The organism is Bradyrhizobium sp. ERR14, assembly GCF_014198235.1.
Taxonomy (GTDB): Bacteria; Pseudomonadota; Alphaproteobacteria; order Rhizobiales; family Xanthobacteraceae; genus Bradyrhizobium.
On record NZ_JACIHD010000020.1, the window covers coordinates 61,944 to 81,381 of the forward strand.

The 19,438-nt window shown below is 64.6% G+C and carries 17 protein-coding genes; 4 read left to right on the forward strand and 13 right to left on the reverse strand.

The annotated features are described in order from the left end of the window. Positions 1-38 precede the first annotated feature (38 nt). Positions 39-2,447 (reverse strand): ATP-dependent Clp protease ATP-binding subunit ClpA, encoded by a 2,409-nt coding sequence (clpA, locus tag GGD62_RS33390; RefSeq protein WP_104462224.1) that lies wholly within the window; start codon positions 2,445-2,447, stop codon positions 39-41. Between the two features lie 282 nt (positions 2,448-2,729). Next, on the reverse strand, positions 2,730-3,062 hold the full coding sequence (clpS, locus tag GGD62_RS33395) for an ATP-dependent Clp protease adapter ClpS (protein WP_026202494.1): 333 nt from the start codon (positions 3,060-3,062) through the stop codon (positions 2,730-2,732). A gap of 483 nt (positions 3,063-3,545) precedes the next feature. Here clpS and GGD62_RS33400 point away from each other — a divergent pair, with 483 nt between their 5' ends. Beyond that, positions 3,546-4,907 carry a pilus assembly protein gene (locus GGD62_RS33400; protein ID WP_183712432.1) on the forward strand — a complete coding sequence of 454 codons (1,362 nt, stop codon included), beginning with the start codon at positions 3,546-3,548 and terminating at the stop codon, positions 4,905-4,907. Between the two features lie 74 nt (positions 4,908-4,981). On the opposite strand, the gene GGD62_RS33405 is transcribed toward GGD62_RS33400, so the two are convergent. Beyond that, complete coding sequence (locus tag GGD62_RS33405; protein ID WP_028143975.1) at positions 4,982-5,320, reverse strand: phasin family protein; 339 nt, start codon at positions 5,318-5,320, stop codon at positions 4,982-4,984. Between the two features lie 389 nt (positions 5,321-5,709). Between GGD62_RS33405 and GGD62_RS33410 the strand changes: the two genes are divergently transcribed. Beyond that, positions 5,710-7,548 (forward strand): D-alanyl-D-alanine carboxypeptidase, encoded by a 1,839-nt coding sequence (locus GGD62_RS33410; RefSeq protein ID WP_018321150.1) that lies wholly within the window; start codon positions 5,710-5,712, stop codon positions 7,546-7,548. A 219-nt stretch (positions 7,549-7,767) separates the two neighbouring features. Here GGD62_RS33410 and GGD62_RS33415 read toward each other — a convergent pair whose 3' ends face one another. The 4 genes from GGD62_RS33415 to GGD62_RS33430 all read right to left on the reverse strand — a co-directional run bounded on the left by GGD62_RS33415 (position 7,768) and on the right by GGD62_RS33430 (position 11,581). Beyond that, a complete protein-coding gene (locus GGD62_RS33415) occupies positions 7,768-8,496 on the reverse strand; it encodes a DnaJ domain-containing protein (protein ID WP_183712434.1) in 729 nt (242 codons plus the stop codon). 64 nt (positions 8,497-8,560) lie between these two features. After that, positions 8,561-9,310: a hypothetical protein gene (locus GGD62_RS33420; protein ID WP_018321152.1), complete on the reverse strand. Its 750-nt coding sequence runs from the start codon at positions 9,308-9,310 to the stop codon at positions 8,561-8,563. Positions 9,311-9,443: 133 nt separating this feature from the next. After that, on the reverse strand, positions 9,444-10,304 hold the full coding sequence (locus tag GGD62_RS33425) for an alpha/beta fold hydrolase (RefSeq protein ID WP_018321153.1): 861 nt from the start codon (positions 10,302-10,304) through the stop codon (positions 9,444-9,446). A 353-nt stretch (positions 10,305-10,657) separates the two neighbouring features. Further along, a complete protein-coding gene (locus tag GGD62_RS33430; protein ID WP_018321154.1) occupies positions 10,658-11,581 on the reverse strand; it encodes a division plane positioning ATPase MipZ in 924 nt (307 codons plus the stop codon). A 280-nt stretch (positions 11,582-11,861) separates the two neighbouring features. On the opposite strand from GGD62_RS33430, the gene panC reads away from it, so the two are divergent. Further along, entirely contained in the window at positions 11,862-12,713 is an 852-nt protein-coding gene (gene panC / locus GGD62_RS33435; protein WP_018321155.1) for a pantoate--beta-alanine ligase, read from the forward strand. Here panC and GGD62_RS33440 read toward each other — a convergent pair. From GGD62_RS33440 to GGD62_RS33455, 4 genes are all read right to left on the reverse strand, one after another. Beyond that, positions 12,710-13,150: a DUF1489 family protein gene (locus tag GGD62_RS33440; protein ID WP_183234520.1), complete on the reverse strand. Its 441-nt coding sequence runs from the start codon at positions 13,148-13,150 to the stop codon at positions 12,710-12,712. The two genes, panC and GGD62_RS33440, sit on opposite strands and share 4 nt — an antisense overlap. 42 nt (positions 13,151-13,192) lie before the next feature. Further along, complete coding sequence (locus GGD62_RS33445; protein ID WP_092257720.1) at positions 13,193-14,182, reverse strand: hypothetical protein; 990 nt, start codon at positions 14,180-14,182, stop codon at positions 13,193-13,195. Between the two features lie 159 nt (positions 14,183-14,341). After that, the gene (locus tag GGD62_RS33450) at positions 14,342-14,545 is read right to left on the reverse strand and encodes a hypothetical protein (RefSeq protein ID WP_018321158.1); all 204 of its coding nucleotides are present in this window, start codon (positions 14,543-14,545) and stop codon (positions 14,342-14,344) included. Between the two features lie 306 nt (positions 14,546-14,851). Continuing rightward, positions 14,852-15,514, reverse strand: coding sequence for a glutathione S-transferase family protein (locus tag GGD62_RS33455; protein WP_183712436.1), 663 nt, complete (start codon positions 15,512-15,514; stop codon positions 14,852-14,854). 122 nt (positions 15,515-15,636) lie between these two features. Here GGD62_RS33455 and GGD62_RS33460 point away from each other — a divergent pair, with 122 nt between their 5' ends. Further along, positions 15,637-16,353, forward strand: coding sequence for a DUF599 domain-containing protein (locus GGD62_RS33460; RefSeq protein WP_018321160.1), 717 nt, complete (start codon positions 15,637-15,639; stop codon positions 16,351-16,353). Between the two features lie 1,116 nt (positions 16,354-17,469). Here the strand turns inward: GGD62_RS33460 and GGD62_RS33465 are convergent. After that, complete coding sequence (locus GGD62_RS33465; RefSeq protein ID WP_183712438.1) at positions 17,470-18,429, reverse strand: hypothetical protein; 960 nt, start codon at positions 18,427-18,429, stop codon at positions 17,470-17,472. A 49-nt stretch (positions 18,430-18,478) separates the two neighbouring features. Then, positions 18,479-19,297 carry an aldo/keto reductase gene (locus GGD62_RS33470; RefSeq protein ID WP_183712440.1) on the reverse strand — a complete coding sequence of 273 codons (819 nt, stop codon included), beginning with the start codon at positions 19,295-19,297 and terminating at the stop codon, positions 18,479-18,481. Positions 19,298-19,438: the final 141 nt, after the last annotated feature.

Below are 19,438 nucleotides of genomic sequence, written 5' to 3' on the forward strand. Positions count from 1 at the left end.
CTTTTCAGCCGGCCTTTTCAATTCTCATGGCGTGCCGATCAAGCCTTGACCAGCGGGCCCTTGGAGGTCGGCCCCTTCGAGCCGCCGGGGCCGCCCGGCTTGGACTTGCCCGGCGGGCGCTTGCGGGTGCCCGGGAGCTTCTCCTGCTTCGGCGTGACCGGCCCCTCGACGAATTCGAAGCCGATCTTGTCCTTGGTCTCGTCAGCCTCGTCCTTGACCAGGATGACGCGGACGTGGCCGCCGCCCTTCAGCTTGCCGAACAGCACCTCGTCAGCCAACGGCTTCTTGATGTGTTCCTGGATCACGCGGGCCATGGGACGTGCGCCCATCTGCTCGTCGTAACCATGCTGGACCAGCCAGGCCTTGGCGGGCTCGGACAGCTCGATGGTGACGTCGCGGTCGCCGAGCTGGGCTTCGAGCTGAAGCACGAACTTCTCGACCACGGTGCCGATCACCTCGACGCTGAGATGGCCGAACGAGACGATGGCATCGAGACGGTTGCGGAATTCCGGCGCGAACTGCCGGTTGATCGCCTCGTGGTCGTCGCCTTCCCGCTTGGAGCGCGTGAAGCCGAACGCCTGCTTGGCGAGATCGGAAGCCCCCGCGTTCGTGGTCATGATCAGGATCACGTTGCGGAAATTGACCTGCTTGCCGTTGTGGTCGGTGAGCCGGCCGTGATCCATGATCTGCAGCAGCACGTTGTAGAGATCGGGATGCGCCTTCTCGATTTCGTCGAGCAGCACCACGCAATGCGGATGCTGGTCGACGCCGTCGGTGAGCAAGCCGCCCTGGTCGAAGCCGACATAGCCGGGAGGCGCACCAATCAGACGCGATACGGTGTGCCGCTCCATGTACTCGGACATATCGAAGCGCAACAGCTCGACGCCGAGGCTTGCCGCCAGCTGCTTTGCAACCTCGGTCTTGCCGACGCCGGTCGGACCCGAGAACAGGTAGCAGCCGATCGGCTTCTCCGGCTCGCGCAGGCCGGCACGCGCCAGCTTGATCGATGCCGCGAGCGACTCGATCGCCTTGTCCTGGCCGAACACGGTGCGCTTCAGCGTCTGCTCGAGATGCTTGAGCACCTCGGCATCGTCCTTCGACACGCTCTTCGGCGGAATCCGCGCCATCGAGGCGATCGTGGTCTCGATCTCCTTGATGCCGATGGTCTTCTTGCGCTTGTTCTCGGCCACCAGCATCTGCGCCGCACCGGACTCGTCGATCACGTCGATCGCCTTGTCCGGCAGCTTGCGGTCGTGGATGTAGCGCGAGGAGAGCTGAACCGCGGCCTCGATCGCCTCGTTGGTGTACTTCAGCCGGTGGTAGTCCTCGAAGTACGGCTTGAGACCCTTGAGGATCGCGATCGCGTCCTCCACTGTCGGCTCGTTGATGTCGATCTTCTGGAAGCGCCGCACCAGCGCGCGGTCCTTCTCGAAGTGCTGACGGTATTCCTTGTAGGTGGTCGAGCCCATGCAGCGGATGGTGCCCGAGGCCAGCGCCGGCTTGAGCAGGTTCGAGGCATCCATCGCCCCGCCCGACGTCGCGCCCGCACCGATCACGGTGTGGATCTCATCGATGAACAGGATGGCGTTGGGATGCGCCTCGAGCTCCTTCAGTACCTGCTTCAGGCGCTCTTCGAAGTCGCCGCGATAGCGCGTACCCGCGAGCAGCGTGCCCATGTCGAGCGAGAACACGGTGGCAGCCGCCAGAACTTCCGGCACCTCGCTGTCGACGATGCGCTTGGCGAGGCCCTCCGCAATCGCGGTCTTGCCGACGCCGGCTTCGCCGACGAACAGCGGGTTGTTCTTCTGCCGGCGGCACAGCACCTGGATCGCACGGTTGATCTCGGAGTTGCGTCCGATCACCGGGTCGATCTTGCCGTCACGCGCCTTCTTGTTGAGGTTGACGCAATAGGTCTCGAGCGCCTCGCCCTTCTTCTTGGCGTCTTCGGCACCCTTGGTCTCGGTCTCCTCGTCGACGCCGCGCACCGGCCGCGCCTCGGAGACGCCAGGCCGCTTGGCAATGCCGTGGCTGATGTAGTTGACCGCGTCATAGCGCGTCATGTCCTGCTCCTGCAGGAAATACGCGGCGTGGCTCTCGCGCTCGGCGAAGATCGCGATCAGCACGTTGGCGCCGGTCACCTCTTCACGGCCGGAGGATTGCACGTGAATCACGGCGCGCTGGATCACGCGCTGGAAGCCGGCGGTCGGCTTGGCGTCGTCGGCGCCATCCGTGACCAGATTCTCGAACTCGGTCTCAAGATAATTAACCAGGCTCGTGCGGAGCTTGTCGAGATCGACACTACAGGCGCGCATGACGGCGGCTGCATCGGAGTCGTCGATCAGGGAGAGCAACAGATGCTCGAGCGTCGCGTATTGGTGATGACGTTCGTTTGCGATCGCCAGTGCACGATGCAGGGATTGTTCAAGGCTTTGGGAAAAAGTCGGCATTCGCGTCCTCTATGGCCCCCACCATCATGGTCGTGATCGCCCGGTCAGGCAACAACAACCTTTGTCACATATAGTTATACAAGACCGCGGCGAAAGACCGGTTCCGCGACTCCGGCAGCGACACACCCGCGGTATTTTCGATGCAAAACCCGTTCCGATTTGGGCAGACTACCCATTTGGGCAGGGTTGACGCCGGCGCCGAAGTTCACCGGATCATGCAGCAGGATGTGCTGCCATCACACGCCACGCGAACAGAACCACTCTAAGGAACGCGACCGGCGACTATTTCTTTTCCATCACGCATTGCAGCGGATGCTGGTGCTTGCGGGCGAAATCCATCACCTGCGTCACCTTGGTCTCGGCGATCTCGTAAGTGAACACGCCGCACTCCCCGATGCCATGATGGTGGACGTGCAGCATGATCTTGGTCGCGGCCTCGATGTCCTTGTTGAAGAACTTCTCCAGCACGTGGACGACGAACTCCATCGGCGTGTAGTCGTCGTTCAGGATCAGCACGCGGTAGAGGTTCGGCCGTTTGGTCTTGGGCTTGACCTTGGTAATGACCGAAGTGTTCGGACCCGAGGGGTTGCCCGAACGGTTCTCGTCATTGCTCATGCGAGGAGCGTAGGCAGCGGCTGGCGCGGACAGGTCAAGTCTGGAAGTCAATTGCGGCATGGCTCAGGCGTTCAAATTCCCCATGGAAGCGAATGGCAGTCGCCGCGCGACCCCGCCCTTCGGAGCCTGGCGCAGGCGCGCCGCCTTGTTGGATCGTCGCTCCCGACAATCCGGTCCAAGCCGGATCGTTCGCCAGCAATATGGGCCTGCCCCCGGCCCGCCGCAAGCGTGCAAAGGTCCGGCCGATGCGGCCACAGCAGTCCCGATTCCCGGTCCGGGCGATCGGGAGCAAGGTTAAACAATCCCGACCGATTTGACAAAAATTTCGCCCCCGCGCGTTTAGAACATGTTGACCAGGAACCCCGGCTGTTAACCCGGCTGCGGCGGTTTCACGCGGGTCGCTCCGGTTTTCTACGGTCCAATTTACCTGCCGTTCAATGGCGTGGCGCGAAATCGGGCAAAACACAGATTTCGGGGATCGTCATGTCTCGCCCGCCCCTCGTCAGCCGCCTTGGTCGACTATTCGCCCGCTTTGCAGCGGCCGAGCAAGGCAATATCGCCGTGATCTTCGCCATCGCGCTGGTCCCGGTGCTGAGCTTCGTCGGTGCCGCGATCGATTATAGCCGCGCCGCCCAGGCCCGCGCCTCCATGCAGTCGGCCCTCGACTCCACCGCGCTGATGCTCTCCAGGGACCTGTCGGCCGGCACGATCACGACGTCGCAGATCAGCAGCAAGGCGCAAACCTATTTCAATGCCCTGTTCACCGACACCACGACCCTGCCATCGGTCACCGTTGGGGCCACTTATACCGCGAGCACCAGCATCGGCTCGACGATCCAGCTCACCGGAACCGGCACCTACACGACCAGCTTCATGAAGATCGCCGGCTTCCCGACACTCGGCATCGACACCACCTCCACCAGCGCCTGGGGCCTGACGCGCATGCGCGTGGCCCTGGTGCTCGACGTCACGGGATCGATGGCCGACGACGGCAAGATGCCGGCCATGCAGACGGCCGCGAAGAACCTGGTCGACCAGCTCAGCACGCTCGCCAAGACCAACGGCGACGTCTACATCTCGGTCGTTCCGTTTTCCAAGGACGTCAACGTCGGCAGCAGCAACTATGACAAGTCCTGGATCGACTGGAGCGACTGGGAAGCGGTGAATGGCAGCTGCAGCGACAATTGGTACAAGCAACAGTCGGGCTGCGTCAGCGCGGGCAAGACGTGGACGCCGAAGAACCACAACAAATGGACGGGATGCGTCACCGACCGCGATCAGGACTACGACACCAAGAATACGACTCCGGTTATCAGCAACTCGTCGACGCTGTTCCCGGCGGATCAGTATTCGTACTGCAATTCCAGCAATTCGGCCTACATCCAACCGATCATGCCGCTGAGCTACGACTGGTCCGCGCTCAAGACGTTGATCGGCAATCTGGTCCCGACCGGCAACACCAACCAGGGCGTCGGCCTCGCCTGGGGCTGGATGACGCTCTCGACCGGCGATCCCATGAACGCGCCGGCCAAGGACACCAACTATACGTATAAGGACGCGATCGTGCTGCTGTCGGACGGTCTCAACACGCAGAACCGCTGGTACAGCAACGCCTCGCAGATCGACGCGCGGCAGAAGATTCTGTGCGACAATGCCAAGGCCCAGCCGTCCAACATCACGATCTATACGGTGCAGGTGAACACCGGCAGCGACCCGACCTCGAGCGTGCTGCAATATTGCGCCAGCGGCAGCGACAAGTTCTACCTGGTCACGTCGGCGAGCCAGACGGTCTCGGTGTTCAAGGACATCGGCACCTCGCTGTCGAAGCTGCGCGTGGCGCGCTGACGGATCGACCGCGTGCAAACAAAAAGCCCGGCTGGTTCAGCCGGGCTTTTCGATTCCAGGACGTCCTGAAAAATTTACTGAGCAGCCGGGGTGAACTTCGACACGATGGTCTCGACCGGCTTGAACGCCTGCTTGGCGAGGTCGCTGTAGAGGCCGGCGATCTTCTGCGATTCCGCAACGAAGGTCTCGTAGGAGGAACGGGCGAAATCGGTCTGCGCTTCCATGGCCTTGTCCAGCGACTTCACGCCGGAAAGCTTCTCGACGAAGGACTTGGTGTCTTCGAACGACTTCTTCGTATAGTCGCCATAGGCGCTGGCGATCGCCTGGAGGCCGTGCTGCACCGAGGTCGCGGAGGCGACGTACTGCTCGAAGTGCTCTTTCCCGTAGTTCTGAAAGTCTTCAACCTTGAACATTTCGGAATCCTTTTCCCTGGCTCTCGTCGGGAAGCCCCGGCTCCCTGACTCTGCCCACAATTAGTGCAACGCACAAAAAAGTCAAGAATCTTTGTGCGACGCACAAATTTGGACTCACTTCGCGGAGATTCCCGGGGTTTCCCGCAAGGGTTCTTTAAGCATTTGGAAACCGCGGGCCCCTACCCTGATTCCCTGGACGTGTTCAACTTCCGCAGACGGTCAAAAGCCGTTTGAGACCATCACCTTAGCCAGAATAGCGGTTCAGGCCCAACGTCCCCCGCGGCGAACACCAGCGGAGGGACAGCCTGAGCAGGTAATGATCCCGGGTCCATTGGGCACAATTTCGCCTCACGAGCCGGTGATCAGTTGAGAAACGGGGACGGGGTTCCATGCTTCGTAAAAACTTGTCTTCCTCGCGCTTGGCGCGGGTTGGCGTTTTCGGGCTTCTTACGGTCACCACTGCGGTCATCTTCACCACCGATGCCGCCGAGGCGCGGCGTCATCGCCGCCATTACGCGCACCACCGGGTGCAGCGCGATGTGTCCGAGAGCTCCAGCCCGAAATTCGCGTCCATCATCGTCGACGGCAATTCCGGCGCGGTGCTTCAGTCGAACGCCCCGGACGGCATCCGTCACCCTGCCTCGCTCACCAAGATCATGACGCTCTATCTGCTGTTCGAGCGTCTCGAGTCCGGCAAGATGAAGCTCGACACCGAGATGCCGGTGTCCCAGCACGCCGCCGATCAGGATCCGACCAAGCTGAATTTGCGTGCCGGCCAGACCATCCGCGTCGAGGACGCGATCAAGGGTCTCGTCACCCGCTCCGCCAACGACGCCGCGGTGGTGATCGCGGAAGCGATCGCCGGCGACGAGGACGACTTCGCCCAGATGATGACGCGCAAGGCGCGCTCGCTCGGCATGTCCAAGACGGTGTACCGCAACGCCAACGGCCTTCCCAACGACGAGCAGGTCACGACCGCGCGCGACCAGGCCACGCTCGGCCGCGCCATCCAGGAGCGCTTCCCGCGCTACTATCGCTATTTCGCGACCGCGACCTTCAACTGGCGCGGACAGTCGATCCGCAACCACAATCACCTGCTCGGCAATGTCGAGGGCGTTGACGGCATCAAGACCGGCTACACCCGCGCCTCCGGCTTCAATCTCGTGACCTCGATGCGCCGCGGCAACCGTCATTTGATCGGTGTCGTGCTCGGCGGCCGCAGCGGCGGCTCGCGCGATGCGATCATGCGCAACCTGCTCGCGGAGAATCTCGAGAAGGGCGCGACCACCCACACCGTCGCCGCGGTCACGGAGCGCAACGGCGCTGACGCCAGCACCGAGGTCGCCGACGCGTCGCCTATCCCGGCCCGCGCTGTTCCTCAGGTTCAGGCCGCCTCTGCCCCTGCTCCTGAAGCCGCTCCGTCGCGTCTGGCCGCACGCCTGTCGACGCTCGCGGCTGCGACTGCCGCGGTGCCGCCGGCCCAGCCCAGGTCCGAGGCCAAGCCTGAAGTTCGGCCGACGGAATCCAGGATCGAGCCGGCGCCGCTCACCAATGGCGTGATCTCGAGCCAGCCGCTCTCGATCATCCCCGGCTCGTCCGAGCCGATGAAGCCGGTTCGGGTCAAGACGGTTCAGGTCAAGGCCGGCGCCGTGAAGGTCGCCTCCGCTGCCCCCGCTCAGGTCGCACCGCCGGTCACCAACGCCATTTCGTCCCGCTCCGACGTCGCGGAAACCTCCACCGCCGTCGTCGCCCGGGCCGATCTCATCAACAAGCCCGAGGTGGTCAGCCAGCCGGAAGCGCCGAAGGCCGAGATCGCCCGCACCGAGCTGCCGCGGCAGCCGGCGGGCTTCGGCACCGGCAACGGCATCCTCGGGGTGCTGCCGGCCGCAACGGCTGCTGCGCCCGCCCCGGCCGCTCCGAAGCTCGCCTCCGCCGATCCGATGCCGGTTCAGATGAGCGCCACCACCAAGCCGGTCGTCACCCACAGCGGCTGGATCGTCCAGGTCGGCGCGCTCGAGAGCGAGAACGAAGCCCAGCAGCGCATCGACGCCGCGCGCAGCTCGGCCCGCGGCCTGCTCAGCAAGGCCGATCCGTTCACCGAGGTCGTCGCCAAGGACAATCGCAAGCTCTATCGCGCCCGCTTCGCCGGGCTCGAGCGCGACCAGGCCGAAGCCGTCTGCCGTACCCTGAAGCGCGCCGACATCTCCTGCATCACCGTCCGCAACTGATCTTTCGCAACGCTCCGATCAAAATGCCCGCGCTGTGCCGCGGGCATTTTTGTTTTTGGCGGGTCTCGATGCCAGTTCCGCGACAACTTCTCGTCAAGGATTTACGGTTAAAACTTTACTCAAGAGATCAACCACGCCGACAATGGCGGGTGTCAGGGCGACGGCAGACAGAGCAAGCGGAGCTCACGCGGTACGGGCGTTTGTAGCGTGGTGCCGGAGTTAGCCGTTATGCGTACGAAGCAGAGTATCCTTGGCCTCGTTTACACGGGCAGCGAGGTAGTTCGACCCCCCCTGGTCGGGATGGAGTTTCTTCATCAGGGTCTTGTGGGCCCGGCTGATGTCGTCACGCCCCGCCCCCGGCTGCAAGCCAAGGATCTGATAGGCCTCCTCCGCCGTCATTTTGCCGCTCGCCGCCGTGCGGCGCTGCCCCCCTGCCGCATCGCTCTGCGCGTTCTGACGCCAGGCGGGAAACCGGCGGTCCAGATAGCTTTCAAGTAAGGCCACGCTCTCGGCGTCGAATGTCGGGACCATGGCCAGCAGGCTAGCGAGATCGAACTCGCCGAGATCGCGCCCGGCGTGAGGCCCGGCGACGATCTGCCCGCCGAGCTGGCCAGAGCCGTGGTCGAGCCGCATATCCAGGAATTGCGAACGCACGCGTGAGGACTGCCCTGACGCGGGCGCAGGACCACCGCCGCCGAACAGCCCGCCGACATTGCCGAAGCCGGCGTTTGCCAGCGGTGTCCAGCCCAGCAGGCCGGCGCCGAAAATCCCGAGCGGGATCGCCACCACCAGTTCGCCCCGCAAGCCCGTGAAGGCTGCGACCGCCAGCGCCACCACGCCGCCACCGAACCTGATGGCCCTCGCCAGCACCGCCGGGTTGGCGGCTCGGAACATCTGGAGCAGCAGATAAAGCGTGATAACAGCGACAGCGCCGGCGATCAGGGTCATGACCGGAATATAGTCGCCCTCGCGGCAAAATGCATGGCATACGCCTCGCCGCGATGCCTGAGCGCTATTTCATCTGGCCGATCAGCCTGGCCGCGCCGCTCGCGGTCTTCGCCAGTTTCAACAGGGCCTCGCGACCGCCGGCGGCATAGGCCGCAGCGGCCCGCAGCAGCTCGCGCAACTGCGCCGCCGCGCCCGGATCGAAGCGGCACCAGGCGCCACCCGTCAGGCGCGCAATCTCGCGAAAGGCCTGCTCGGCGACGGCATCATGACCTTCCTGAAACACGAACACGGGCACTTTGAGCATGCCGAGCTCGCCGGCCTTGGCGCAGAGCTCGTCGACCTTCTCCTCCATGGCATCGCCGACGAAGACGACGGCGCGGACGCCCGATGCGACCGCTTCGCGCCGCGCCTCGGTCAGCACCTTGCCGATCTGGGTGTCGCCGCCGCGGCAATCGATCTTGCTCATCAACGCCGCAAGCCTGGTGCTGTCGGAGATCCACCCCGTGGCGCGGCACTCGTTGAAGCCGCGATAATAGACCAGGCGGATATCGAGACTGCCGAGCGCGGCGGTCTCGCGAAACATGTCGGCCTGCAGCGCGCAGGCCATGTCCCAGGTCGGCTGCCGGCTCATCGTCGCATCCAGCGCGAAGATCAGCCGCCCCTTCGCGCCCGGCGCATGCGGTGACATCGCCTGCGCCTTGGCAACGAAGGCGGCGATGTCTTCCGCAGTCGACGTTCCGGCCTGCGGCACCGCGCGGCCTGCCTGCGCCGAGACGGCATCGCCGCTGCGCGGTTTGATGGGTTCGCCCGACATGCCTTGACCCTGCGTGGCCAGCTAATGTGGTTAGCGCAAGCTGCCCGGTCAATGTGCAAAGCCCCCGCCGGCAGAGGCTGGCGGGGGCTTTGCAGATCGTGACTGACGATGAGGGACCGTCAGGGAGAAGACGTCAGCTCTTGGCAGGCCCCATCAAGGCGACCGGACCGGGCTCCAGGATATTGGGCGGCGAGGATTGCGTGTCGACCGGCGCGATCTCGCTGTCGGTCGCGCTCAGGAATTTGTCGAGCATGCCCTGGATCGAGTTCTTGGCGACGTCCGGACCGGTGTCGCGCATGTCGTTGTGCTGGAATTCGGTCTTCACGACCTGGATACCCGCCTTCTCGCATTCCTCGTCCGTCGGGATCACGCCCGCATCGGCCTTGAACTGCGGATCGGTGGAGCGGAACGACAGGATCTTGAACTTGCCGGCGGTGACGAAGGGCACGCGCAGATTGTCGAGCGTGACGACCTTCTTGACCTCATCCGGATACTGCTTGGCGAAATACATGGTGATGTCGCCGCCCATGGAATGGCCGACCATGGTGACCTTGTCGTAGTCGGCGTTGGGCTGAAGCTTCCTCATTTCCTGCACGGCGAGATGGATGTTGGCGACACCGCGCAGGATCTGCGGCAGCCGGCCGACATAGAGCTCGCCGGGCTTGGTCACCATCGGAGGATCGGTCGGCAAGTCGTGCTGCGGGCTCAGGACCATGTAGCCGCGCGCAGCGAAGATGTTGGCGAGGAAGCCGTACTCGGTGTTCTTGACGGTGTTGCCGTGATTGATCACCGCGACCGGCAGCGTGATCATGCCGGCATTGGCCTGCATTTCCTTGTCGCGACGCACCGCGATGTCGACGGGCACCGGGCGATTGTCGCGCGAGGCGTCGTAGAAGGTAATGGTCTCGTGCTTGATCGCCCACTTGCTCGCCGTGAAATAGGCGATGCCGCAGAGAGCACTGACCGAAACCAGAACGGCAATTCCACGCTTCATTTTCGTCCTCAGCCTCAGGCTCTTGCGGCCTGAATCCCTGTTGAAAATCGTGTTCTTCCGGGGCTCTTCGACCCCTTGTCGCCTATTCGCTAATATATGTCACAGGCGCGTGACAGGAAGGCCAAATATTGTGAACCGGCAGCCCTTTCATTGTGCGCCGCACACGTTTTATGGGCATCCCGTCCTCGCCAGGCTACGTCAGGGTGTACTTCACCATCCGACGCAACCGGTCTCAATTGGGTTCAATTTCACGGTCAACGTAAGGTGAAAACGGCGAAACGCGGACGCAGTTCCCTGGAGAGCCCGGCCCTCAGATCGATCGGATCGATCGGAAGTAGTGGCATACCGCCGGCTCAGGCGCCGAGGATGTCGTGGACCTCGAGCGGCTTGTCGACCTGGTTGAACCACTCGGCCCGGTTGGCGGCGCGGCGGCGGCCGCGCTCGTCCAGCGGCAGCTTGAGCTGGCGGAGCAGGCTCGTCACCTCCTCCCGTGCGGTGAGATGGCCGAGATTGGGGCGCATGCCGAGCGTGGCCTCGTCGATCTCGTCGAGCGCGGTCAGGCCGCGCGGGAAGAATTCGCGATAGACGACGCGTTCGGCGAAGCCGTCGACGTAGCGGAAGCCGAGCCGCAGCGACAGATCCTTCAACCCCTCGGCGACGAGCTGCTTGTTGCGCGAGCCGAGCATCGACAGGCGGTTGCGCACGACGATCCAGTCGGTGGTCGAGCCGTCGAGCTGGCGGCGCTTGCGCCTGACGTCGCGCACCATCTCGGCGTAATGGCTCTCGCCCGTCACCGCGTAGTTGGCGGGATCGACGGTGCCGAGCACGTCGAAATCGAGGAAGCTGTCGTTGATCGGCGTGACCAGGGTGTCGGCCATCGAGTGCGCCAGCCGCATCAGATAGCTGTCGGTGCCCGGCGTATCGATGACGATGAAGTCGAAGCTGCTCTCGACCGCCGAGACCGCCTCCATGAACTGCTGGAACTCGGAATTCTCGTTCTCGGCGATCTGCATGGTCTCGCCGAGCTTGATGCAGCGATGCACCGGCAGTTCGAGGTCGAGCTTGGTGCGGCGCGCCCAGGCAGAGCGGTTGCCGATGTAGCGGGTGAAGCTCTGCTGACGGCAGTCGAGGTCGATGGTAGCGACGCGCTGGCCCGCCTTCAGGAGCGCAACGGCGATGTGCAAGGCGGTGGTCGACTTGCCGGAACCGCCCTTCTCGTTGCCGAGCACGACTACATGCGCCGAGCCGGATTGGCCTTGGCTAGCCTGCACAAGCATGGCGATCCTCAACACCCCTGATGAATATCTTCGAGTTGGCCGCGTCTGCGGTCAAGTGAAATGCGTGACAGGTAATGCAAATCGTATTGCGCCGTTTTTCATGAATCGCGGCGTCGTCTTTCGTCTGTGATCCAGCCACAATGTCGCGACATCGCGCGCGCCTTGCGCGGGATGCTGTGCCGCATCCGGATGCATGGCGTCCACGATCGCCGCTTGTTAAGGTTAGTCGCCCCTGGCGCCAAGGTCATGCCGCGCCGATTCCCAACCCTGTCGAGTCCTGATGTCAGCAAGCCCCTTGATTGCCCGCACGGTCCCAACCTTGCGCCGCGCCGTCGACAATCTCCGCAAGCGAAAAGCCACGATCGCGCTGGTCCCGACCATGGGGGCTCTCCATGACGGGCATGTGTCTCTGGTCCGCCTCGCCAAGCGGCGCGCCAGCCGCGTCATGGTCTCGATCTTCGTCAACCCGACCCAGTTCGCCCCCACCGAGGATTTCGGCGCCTATCCGCGCACCTGGAAGGCCGACATCGCCAAGCTCGCGGCCGAGGATGTCGATATCGTCTGGCACCCCGGCGTCGCGGCGATGTATCCGGAGGGCTTTGCCACCCGCATCATGCCGGAGGGACCGGCGCTCGCCGGCCTCGAGGACCGCTTCCGCCCGCATTTCTTCGGCGGCGTCGCCACCGTGGTCGGCAAACTGTTCACGCAGTGCCGGCCGGACTTTGCGATCTTCGGCGAAAAGGACTTTCAGCAGTTGCGGGTGGTGACGCAGATGGCGCGCGACCTCGACCTCGGCGTCAAGGTCGTCGGCTCCCGCACCGTGCGCGAGCGCGACGGGCTCGCGATGTCCTCGCGCAACGTCTATCTATCGCCCGAGGAGCGGCAGACCGCCCCCATCCTCTACCGTGCCATGAAGGACAGCGCCGGCCGCATCCGTGCCGGCGAAGCCGTTGCGTCGGCCATGAAGCGTGGCGCCGCGACGATCGAGGCGGCCGGCTTTGCGCTCGACTATTACGAAGCGCGCCATGCCGAGACGCTGGCGCCCCTCACCTCGCGCAAGGACGGCCCGTTGCGAATCCTGGTCGCCGCCAAGCTCGGCAACACCCGGCTGATCGACAATATCGCGGTTTAGAGCAGCCCGAGATCGCGCAATTCGCGCCGCATCGGCTCCGGCATCGCCGCGATCGAGCCGGCGGCGGACTTGCCCAGATCGGGCGGCACGGAATCGTCGGCGAGATAGCGCCAGCCCTGGAATGGGCGCATCGGCCGCGGCGAGACCGAGACGACCTTCGGCTGCATCACGATCCGGCAGCGGCCGATACCGTCCTTGTCGCGGAACGGCTCGATGCCGATGATCTTTTCCCGCGCGGCGATCTCGCCCTTGATCACCCAATAGAGCGACCCGCCGGTGAGGATCTCGGCATCGCGCTTGGGAACCATGCGGGTGATGTGGATGTGACGTTGCGGCAGACCCTTCTTCTTGGCGGTCTGCATCCGTTCGGCGATCCACTCCTTCAATTCCTTGACGGAGTCGCAACCGACGGCGAGCTTGATCAGATGTAGCGGCATGCCCAAGCATTAGCCGGGCAGCACCGCATTTGGAATGCCGATCTATTCGTTATCCGCAGCCGCGGGCGCGGCCGCCGAGGCTGGCGGCGGAGCGAGCGGAACCGGTGCTGCCGCGGGAGCACGCGCAGCCTTCGGGGCCGGCGGCTTCTTCGCGGCCGGTGGTGCGGCGGCCTGTGCCGACGTCGCGGCGGGCGCGCGCGGTGCCGGCGCTGCGTTCGCGGCGGCGGGCGCCGCCTGACGCGTCGTCGCCGTGGGCTCCGGATTCATGATGCTGACCGGCGGCGTCGACGAGGCGCTCGGGAACTCAGCGCTGGTCGGCTTGCCCGTCGGCATCGCGGGCGGCAGCCCGGCAAGCGCGGCCGTGGCCGGCATCCCCTGCGCCGTTGCAGGCGCGTTCCAGGTTGGCGCGTAGCGCGCGACCAGCATGTCGTAGAGATGGGCGTCCATGTTGGCGGCAACCCGCTGCTGGTCGGTCAGCGAGCGGAACGCGGCGCAGTCGAACTGCGTGCAGCCGTCGCGCACGACCAGCACCTGCGCGACGAGGCCGTAGCGATCGTGCTCCAGCGCCTTGCGCAGCACCTTCATGTCCGTCGTGAGGCTCTTCTCGGCGGTCGCGGCATCACCGAGCGCGGTCAGCCGGTCGATTCGGGCCGCGGTGTAGGAGACGGCGGCAGCCGCGGCATCCGGCGAGCCGAACAGCGCCTTCTCGCAGCCAATGGCGACCGCATCGCCGGCGAGATCGTCGAGACAGGACAGTGCCGGCAGGCTTGCGATGACAGCACCTTGCGCGCGCACTTCGGTCGGAGCGTCCTGCCCCGCCGGTCCATAGACGCGCACGGTGGCAGCTCCTGCGATCGCGATGGACAGCAGCGTGATCACGGTCAGCGCGCCGTTGGCGACCGACCTGTCGGCGCGCAGCAGCGTGATCAGCAGGATCAATCCGAAGAATCCGGCAGCCGCCAGCGTCATCCACATCGGAAAGGCCGGCGAGCGCCAGATTTGGTCGAGCGAAGTGGCCCATGCCCAGTTCATGCGCGACGTCCCCTCACGCGAGCAGAGAACGAATGGTCAAGCGAGCACCGCGAGTCGGCAACTGCCCCCCAGGCCCACCTTGCGAAGGTGAAGCGGGCCTTTTGACGGCGGCAGAACACAATTCCGCAGAGGGCGCGAATGCGCGGGGAGCGTCGGTCTTCAGGAGAGCGCGAGCTGGCTTTCCTTGGCGACGCGTTCGAAAGCTTCGGTCGAGCTCTTGATCCGGTACTGGCAGTCGTCGCCGTCGGTCGGCAGCAGGCGGATGACCTCGTACGAGCCGCTGGCAGCAGGGCGCGCGACGTTGCTGGCCGTGAACAATACGCGCGTTCCAATCGGGAATTTGTGCTTCAACACCCTCTCCATCACTCAAACAACGCCTGCCTCGCCCATGGTCCCACTGCGACGGCCGGCCAGAAACCCAGGCGCTGTATAGCACGCGACCTGCCGTTTTGGCCAGCGCCATGCCACCATGGCAAGCGCGTAAATCCTGCAGTCTTTTCAGAATGATAGGGATGGAACCGGCCGGTCGATGATACCGCCGGGGCCGCATGTTCAGGCGGCATGTCGCAGGGCCGGTCGCAGCCCGAATGGCATATGGCGCCAGTCAATGTCCGGAACGTGAGCGCAGCCGGCCGGCACACAGCCAGCGGCCTCGTTCGGACCGACCGGTCAGGCGTCCTCGAACTTCGCGATGACAAGGGTTTCGGCCAGCCCGTCGCGGGTCCATTCCTGGAACGCCGGCAGCGCCATCATCGTCTCCATGTAGGCCTTGGTGTCCGGCGCGACGTCGATCGCGTAGGTGCGCAGGCGATGCACTACCGGCGCGTACATCGCGTCGGCCGCGCCGAAGCGGCCGAACAGGAACGGACCCTTGGCACCATAGCGCGTGCGGCATTCGCGCCAGATCTCCTCGATGCGCGCGACGTTGCCCTTGGCGTCGGCCGACAGCGTCACGGGGCGGATCGGCCGATGCAGGTTCATGCCGCATTCGTTGCGCAGCGCCACGAAGCCGGAATGCATCTCGGCGCACACCGATCGGGCATGCGCGCGCGCGGCGACGTCGTCGGGCCACAGCTTCACTTCCGGATACCGCTCGGCGATGTATTCGATGATGGCGAGCGAATCCCACACCGTGACGTCGCCGTCGACCAGCACCGGCACCTTGCCGGCGCGACTGAAGGACAGGATCTGCTCCTTGTCCGCGGGATTGTCGGTGTAGAGCGGGATCAGCGTCTCCACGAACGGGATGTCGTTGGCGCGAAGCGCGAGCCATGGCCGCATCGACCATGACGAGTAGTTCTTGTTGCCGATCGCGAGTTTCAGCGCAGCCATGTCATCAGTCCTTCCCGAGACGCTTTGAAGCGAGCCGCTTTTAACGCCATCGCGTGCCGCCAATCAATCGTTGCCGCATCCTGCCATGCGTGGCAATCGTGGCGGCTTGCGAGGAGAGAGAGATGAGCAGGCATTGGGTCGACATCACCGCGGTCGGCTTCTTCATCATCGAATGGCTGGTCTATGCCCTGACGCTGGAGCATTCGGCCTACGGCCGCGACAGCCTGTCGGCGCGCATGAACCGCTATCGTGAGGTCTGGGTGCGCCGGCTGCTCGATCGCGAGACGCGCATGGTCGACATGCAGATCATGGCCTCGCTGCAGAACGGAACCGCTTTCTTCGCCTCGACCAGCCTGATCGCGCTCGGCGGTGCGCTGGCGCTGCTGCACGCCACCAACGACGCCATCACGATTCTGAGCAAGCTGCCGATCGACCTCAGCACGTCGCCGGCGATGTGGGAGCTGAAATGCGTCGGCCTCGTGCTGATCTGCGTCTACGCCTTCTTCAAATTCGCCTGGTCCTATCGCCTGTTCAACTATGTCGCGATCCTGTTCGGCGGCATGCCCCCGGCCGAGCGGCGCGACACGCCGGAGGCGGAAGCCCATGTCATCCGCACCACGCGCCTGTTCGAATCCGCCGGCCGCCATTTCAATCGCGGCCAGCGCGCCTTCTTCTTCGCGCTCGGCTATCTCGGCTGGTTCGTCAGCCCCTGGCTGCTGTTCGTGACCACGGCCGCCGTGGTGGTCGTGACCTGGCGCCGGCAATTCGCATCGAGCGCATGGGCGGCGATGGCACCGGAGGTGGTGGATGGCGCGGAGAGGATGAAGCGCGGTCATTGAGGCACGTGTCCCGGACGAGCTGCAACGCGCAAGCGTTGCGGCGCAGAGCCGGGACCCAGGGCAACACGGCGCGATGCGGATAGATGGCCCGGCTCTGCAGCACACCGTCGAACCGGACGATGCTTCGCATCGCCGGGATAACGCTGCGCTGCGTCCGGGGTACGAGAGCGGAGCGGGCGCACGCTGTCTCCATATGTCATTGCGAGGCTCCAATGCACATCCCAGCGGCGGTGCCGTAGGGTGGGCAAAGGCGCATAGCGCCGTGCCCACGATCTCCGTCCATGAGCGACAAGGCGTGGGCACGCTGCGCTTTGCCCACCCTACGAGATCGAGCTTGTGGTACGCAGCTCAGCTCACGGACACGCCTTCTCGGCCTCGCGGCGCATTTCGCCCGAGCTTTGCTTGGTCTCGCGACCCTCTAAATCCAAGAGGGCGCAGGGAAGGCCGGGTGCTGGCTCGCACCCGCGGTCTGCTGCGCAATAGGCACGCGCAGAAGAACCGCACAGCAGCATACAGGTGGTGCCGATCACTCGGCCTTCCCTGCGCAGTGGCTGAACGGCTTATGCCGTGCTCTCCCGGGAGCCGACCATTCCTTCTGGCCTCCCTCGCCCCGCGAATTTGGATGATGCAGTCTGCCCGGTTGGGCTCGCTCGCATCTCCGCGAAAGGCTTGACCGTAGCAACGACGGCCAGGACCACACGGTTTTGCCGTACGCGTATTCGCTGGTCACCACATTATCTTCCGGCCTTGTCGACGTTGCCGAAAGAATGTGGCGAGACGAACTGAACAGCGCCGCTCGTCCGCACGAAGCCTCGGGCTCACAGGGACTACCCGCCCTGCCCGCGCCTCTCGTGCCGACGCTGCCGCGTCCACCGCAAGCCCGGCTCGCGACAGTGACGACCACATCGTCGCCCCTCTTGGTGAGCCGGGATGGACGACACATACGCCGAAACCGAATTTCGGTAAAGTGGAATATTTTTGGCGAAGCGGATTGACAGCGGGCGACACAGGGCACGGTGCCGTAGCCCGGATGGAGCGCAGTGTAATCCGGGACAGTGCACAATGCCGGGCGAGCGGCCCCGGATTTCGCTACCGCTTCATCCGGGCTACGCGAAGCTACGATCCGAAATCCCGTGGGCTGAACGGCAGGTCCATGATCTTCCATTCCCCGTACAGATTTGCCGGCAGCATCTTGTAAGGTTGGCAATTCTGGAGCGCGCTCATGGCGGACTTCACGAGTGCCACGCCTTTCGCTGACGGCGGAGCCTCGATCAGGATCGGCTCGCGCGCCAGCGTGCCGTCGGTCGCGAACACCGTGCGCAGCTTGATGTGAACGGCGTCGGTGGGGCTGAGTCCGGCCGGCAATTTCGCACAGCTGCGCAAATGGCGACGAAGCGCGGCGATGACTTCAGCCGGCAACTTGGCTGCGATTGAATCCTTGGCATCGCCGCCATCGTCCTTGGGGGTGTCTTTCGGCAGCTCCGGCGGCAATTCCGGGGGCAGGCCCAGCATGACGCCGTACTTGACGGTGACGTCAGGTTGCGGAGCCTGATAGGCCGGCGGCGGTGCGGCCTCCGGCTGTTGCATCGCTTGCGGCGGCGGCTGCATCGGTGGCTGCGGCATCGCCTGGGGCGGCAGTTGTTGCTGCGGTTGCGGCGGCGCCTGTGGCTGTTGAGGCTGCGGCTGCACGTTGGCCTCACGCTGCTTCGGCGCTGGCGAGGGTTGCGGCTGCGGCTGCTTCTGCTGCGGTTCAGGTGGCGTCTGCTGCGACGGTGCCGCGGCCTGCTGCTTGGCCGCGGGCTTGTCCGCCGCTTCGGACTTGTCGGTGAAATCGAGCTTCGGCAGTTTCAGATCGGGCGTCGGCTCCGGCGGCTTCTCCTTGGCCGCCTCCTTCGTCTCCTGCTCCTTGATCTCTTCCTTCAACTGCTCCGGCGTGACGATGTCGACGGTCACGGTCTCCGGCGGCTGGCTGCGAAACGGATGGACCTCGCTGATCACGATGATCAGCGCCACCAGCGTCAGATGCGCGATTGCTGACGCCGCAATGTCCGTCCGTATGATCTTCCGCAGTTCCATCGACCGATCTTGGGTTGCCGTCGCGGTCCTAGCATACCCCGGCCCCCTCTCAATCCCATTTCGGGGCGAAGCCGAAGTCGGTCAGGCGGCCCTTCGGACTGGCGAGTGCGGCGATCCGGCTCATCTCGTCCTCCGACAGCTCGAAATCGAAGATCTCGATGTTTTCAGACAGGCGTTCGATGCGCGAGGTGCGCGGGATCGCAGCGACATTCTGTTGCACCAGCCAGCGCAGGCAGACCTGCGCCGACGACTTGCGGTGGGCGCGTCCGATCTCGGCCAGCCTCTGGTCGGACTTGATGCGTCCCTTGGCGATCGGGCTGTAGGCGACGAGCGCAAGGTCATGCTGGTCGCAGGCCGCCCTCACCTTCGCCTGATCGAGATAAGGGTGGTATTCGACCTGGTTGCAGACCAGCGGCTCCGGCGAGAGCGCGACCGCCTGCTCGATCAGCGCCACCGTGAAATTGGAGACGCCGATGTGACGGGTCAGACCCATGGTCTTCGCATGCGACAGCGCGCCGAGCGTCTCCGCCAGCGGCACGTGCGAATTGGGCCAGTGCAGCAGCAACAGATCGACGCTAGGAAGCCGCAAGCGGGCCAGGCTCTCCTTGACCGAGCGCTCGAGATCGTGGGGCGCGAAATGGTTGGTCCAGACCTTGGTGGTGAGGAAGATGTCGTCGCGCCGCACGCCGGAGGCGCGCACGCCGTCGCCAACCTCGCGTTCGTTCTCGTAGACTTGCGCGGTGTCGATGTGGCGGTAGCCGAGCCGCAGCGCCTGCTCGACCAGGCGCGCGGCAGGTCTTCCGCTCAGCTCCCAGGTCCCGAGCCCGATCGCCGGGATTTTTGCGCCATTGGCCTCGACGAACAGCATGAGGAATCCTCTTCCGTTGCGGCAGCCCCTGACGTCATCAGGTCTCATTATGGACCCGGCCCACGATGCTGCCAACGGAAGGCCGCGGCAGTCCAGCGGGTTATTTGGCGCAAATGCTAACGGGAGGTTCGCGTCAGGGCC

What these genes read in the sequence shown, in the direction of transcription:
- GGD62_RS33445 (WP_092257720.1), bottom strand. Translation starts at nt 14,182, where the DNA reads ATGAACTGGGCATGGGCCACTTCGCTCGACCAAATCTGGCGCTCGCCG.
- GGD62_RS33425 (WP_018321153.1), bottom strand. Translation starts at nt 10,304, where the DNA reads ATGAAGCGTGGAATTGCCGTTCTGGTTTCGGTCAGTGCTCTCTGCGGC.
- GGD62_RS33460 (WP_018321160.1), top strand. Translation starts at nt 15,637, where the DNA reads ATGAGCAGGCATTGGGTCGACATCACCGCGGTCGGCTTCTTCATCATC.
- GGD62_RS33450 (WP_018321158.1), bottom strand. Translation starts at nt 14,545, where the DNA reads ATGGAGAGGGTGTTGAAGCACAAATTCCCGATTGGAACGCGCGTATTG.
- GGD62_RS33465 (WP_183712438.1), bottom strand. Translation starts at nt 18,429, where the DNA reads ATGGAACTGCGGAAGATCATACGGACGGACATTGCGGCGTCAGCAATC.
- GGD62_RS33405 (WP_028143975.1), bottom strand. Translation starts at nt 5,320, where the DNA reads ATGTTCAAGGTTGAAGACTTTCAGAACTACGGGAAAGAGCACTTCGAG.
- panC (WP_018321155.1), top strand. Translation starts at nt 11,862, where the DNA reads ATGTCAGCAAGCCCCTTGATTGCCCGCACGGTCCCAACCTTGCGCCGC.
- GGD62_RS33415 (WP_183712434.1), bottom strand. Translation starts at nt 8,496, where the DNA reads ATGACCCTGATCGCCGGCGCTGTCGCTGTTATCACGCTTTATCTGCTG.
- GGD62_RS33410 (WP_018321150.1), top strand. Translation starts at nt 5,710, where the DNA reads ATGCTTCGTAAAAACTTGTCTTCCTCGCGCTTGGCGCGGGTTGGCGTT.
- GGD62_RS33420 (WP_018321152.1), bottom strand. Translation starts at nt 9,310, where the DNA reads ATGTCGGGCGAACCCATCAAACCGCGCAGCGGCGATGCCGTCTCGGCG.
- GGD62_RS33430 (WP_018321154.1), bottom strand. Translation starts at nt 11,581, where the DNA reads ATGCTTGTGCAGGCTAGCCAAGGCCAATCCGGCTCGGCGCATGTAGTC.
- GGD62_RS33440 (WP_183234520.1), bottom strand. Translation starts at nt 13,150, where the DNA reads ATGCCGCTACATCTGATCAAGCTCGCCGTCGGTTGCGACTCCGTCAAG.
- clpS (WP_026202494.1), bottom strand. Translation starts at nt 3,062, where the DNA reads ATGAGCAATGACGAGAACCGTTCGGGCAACCCCTCGGGTCCGAACACT.
- GGD62_RS33400 (WP_183712432.1), top strand. Translation starts at nt 3,546, where the DNA reads ATGTCTCGCCCGCCCCTCGTCAGCCGCCTTGGTCGACTATTCGCCCGC.
- clpA (WP_104462224.1), bottom strand. Translation starts at nt 2,447, where the DNA reads ATGCCGACTTTTTCCCAAAGCCTTGAACAATCCCTGCATCGTGCACTG.
- GGD62_RS33470 (WP_183712440.1), bottom strand. Translation starts at nt 19,297, where the DNA reads ATGCTGTTCGTCGAGGCCAATGGCGCAAAAATCCCGGCGATCGGGCTC.
- GGD62_RS33455 (WP_183712436.1), bottom strand. Translation starts at nt 15,514, where the DNA reads ATGGCTGCGCTGAAACTCGCGATCGGCAACAAGAACTACTCGTCATGG.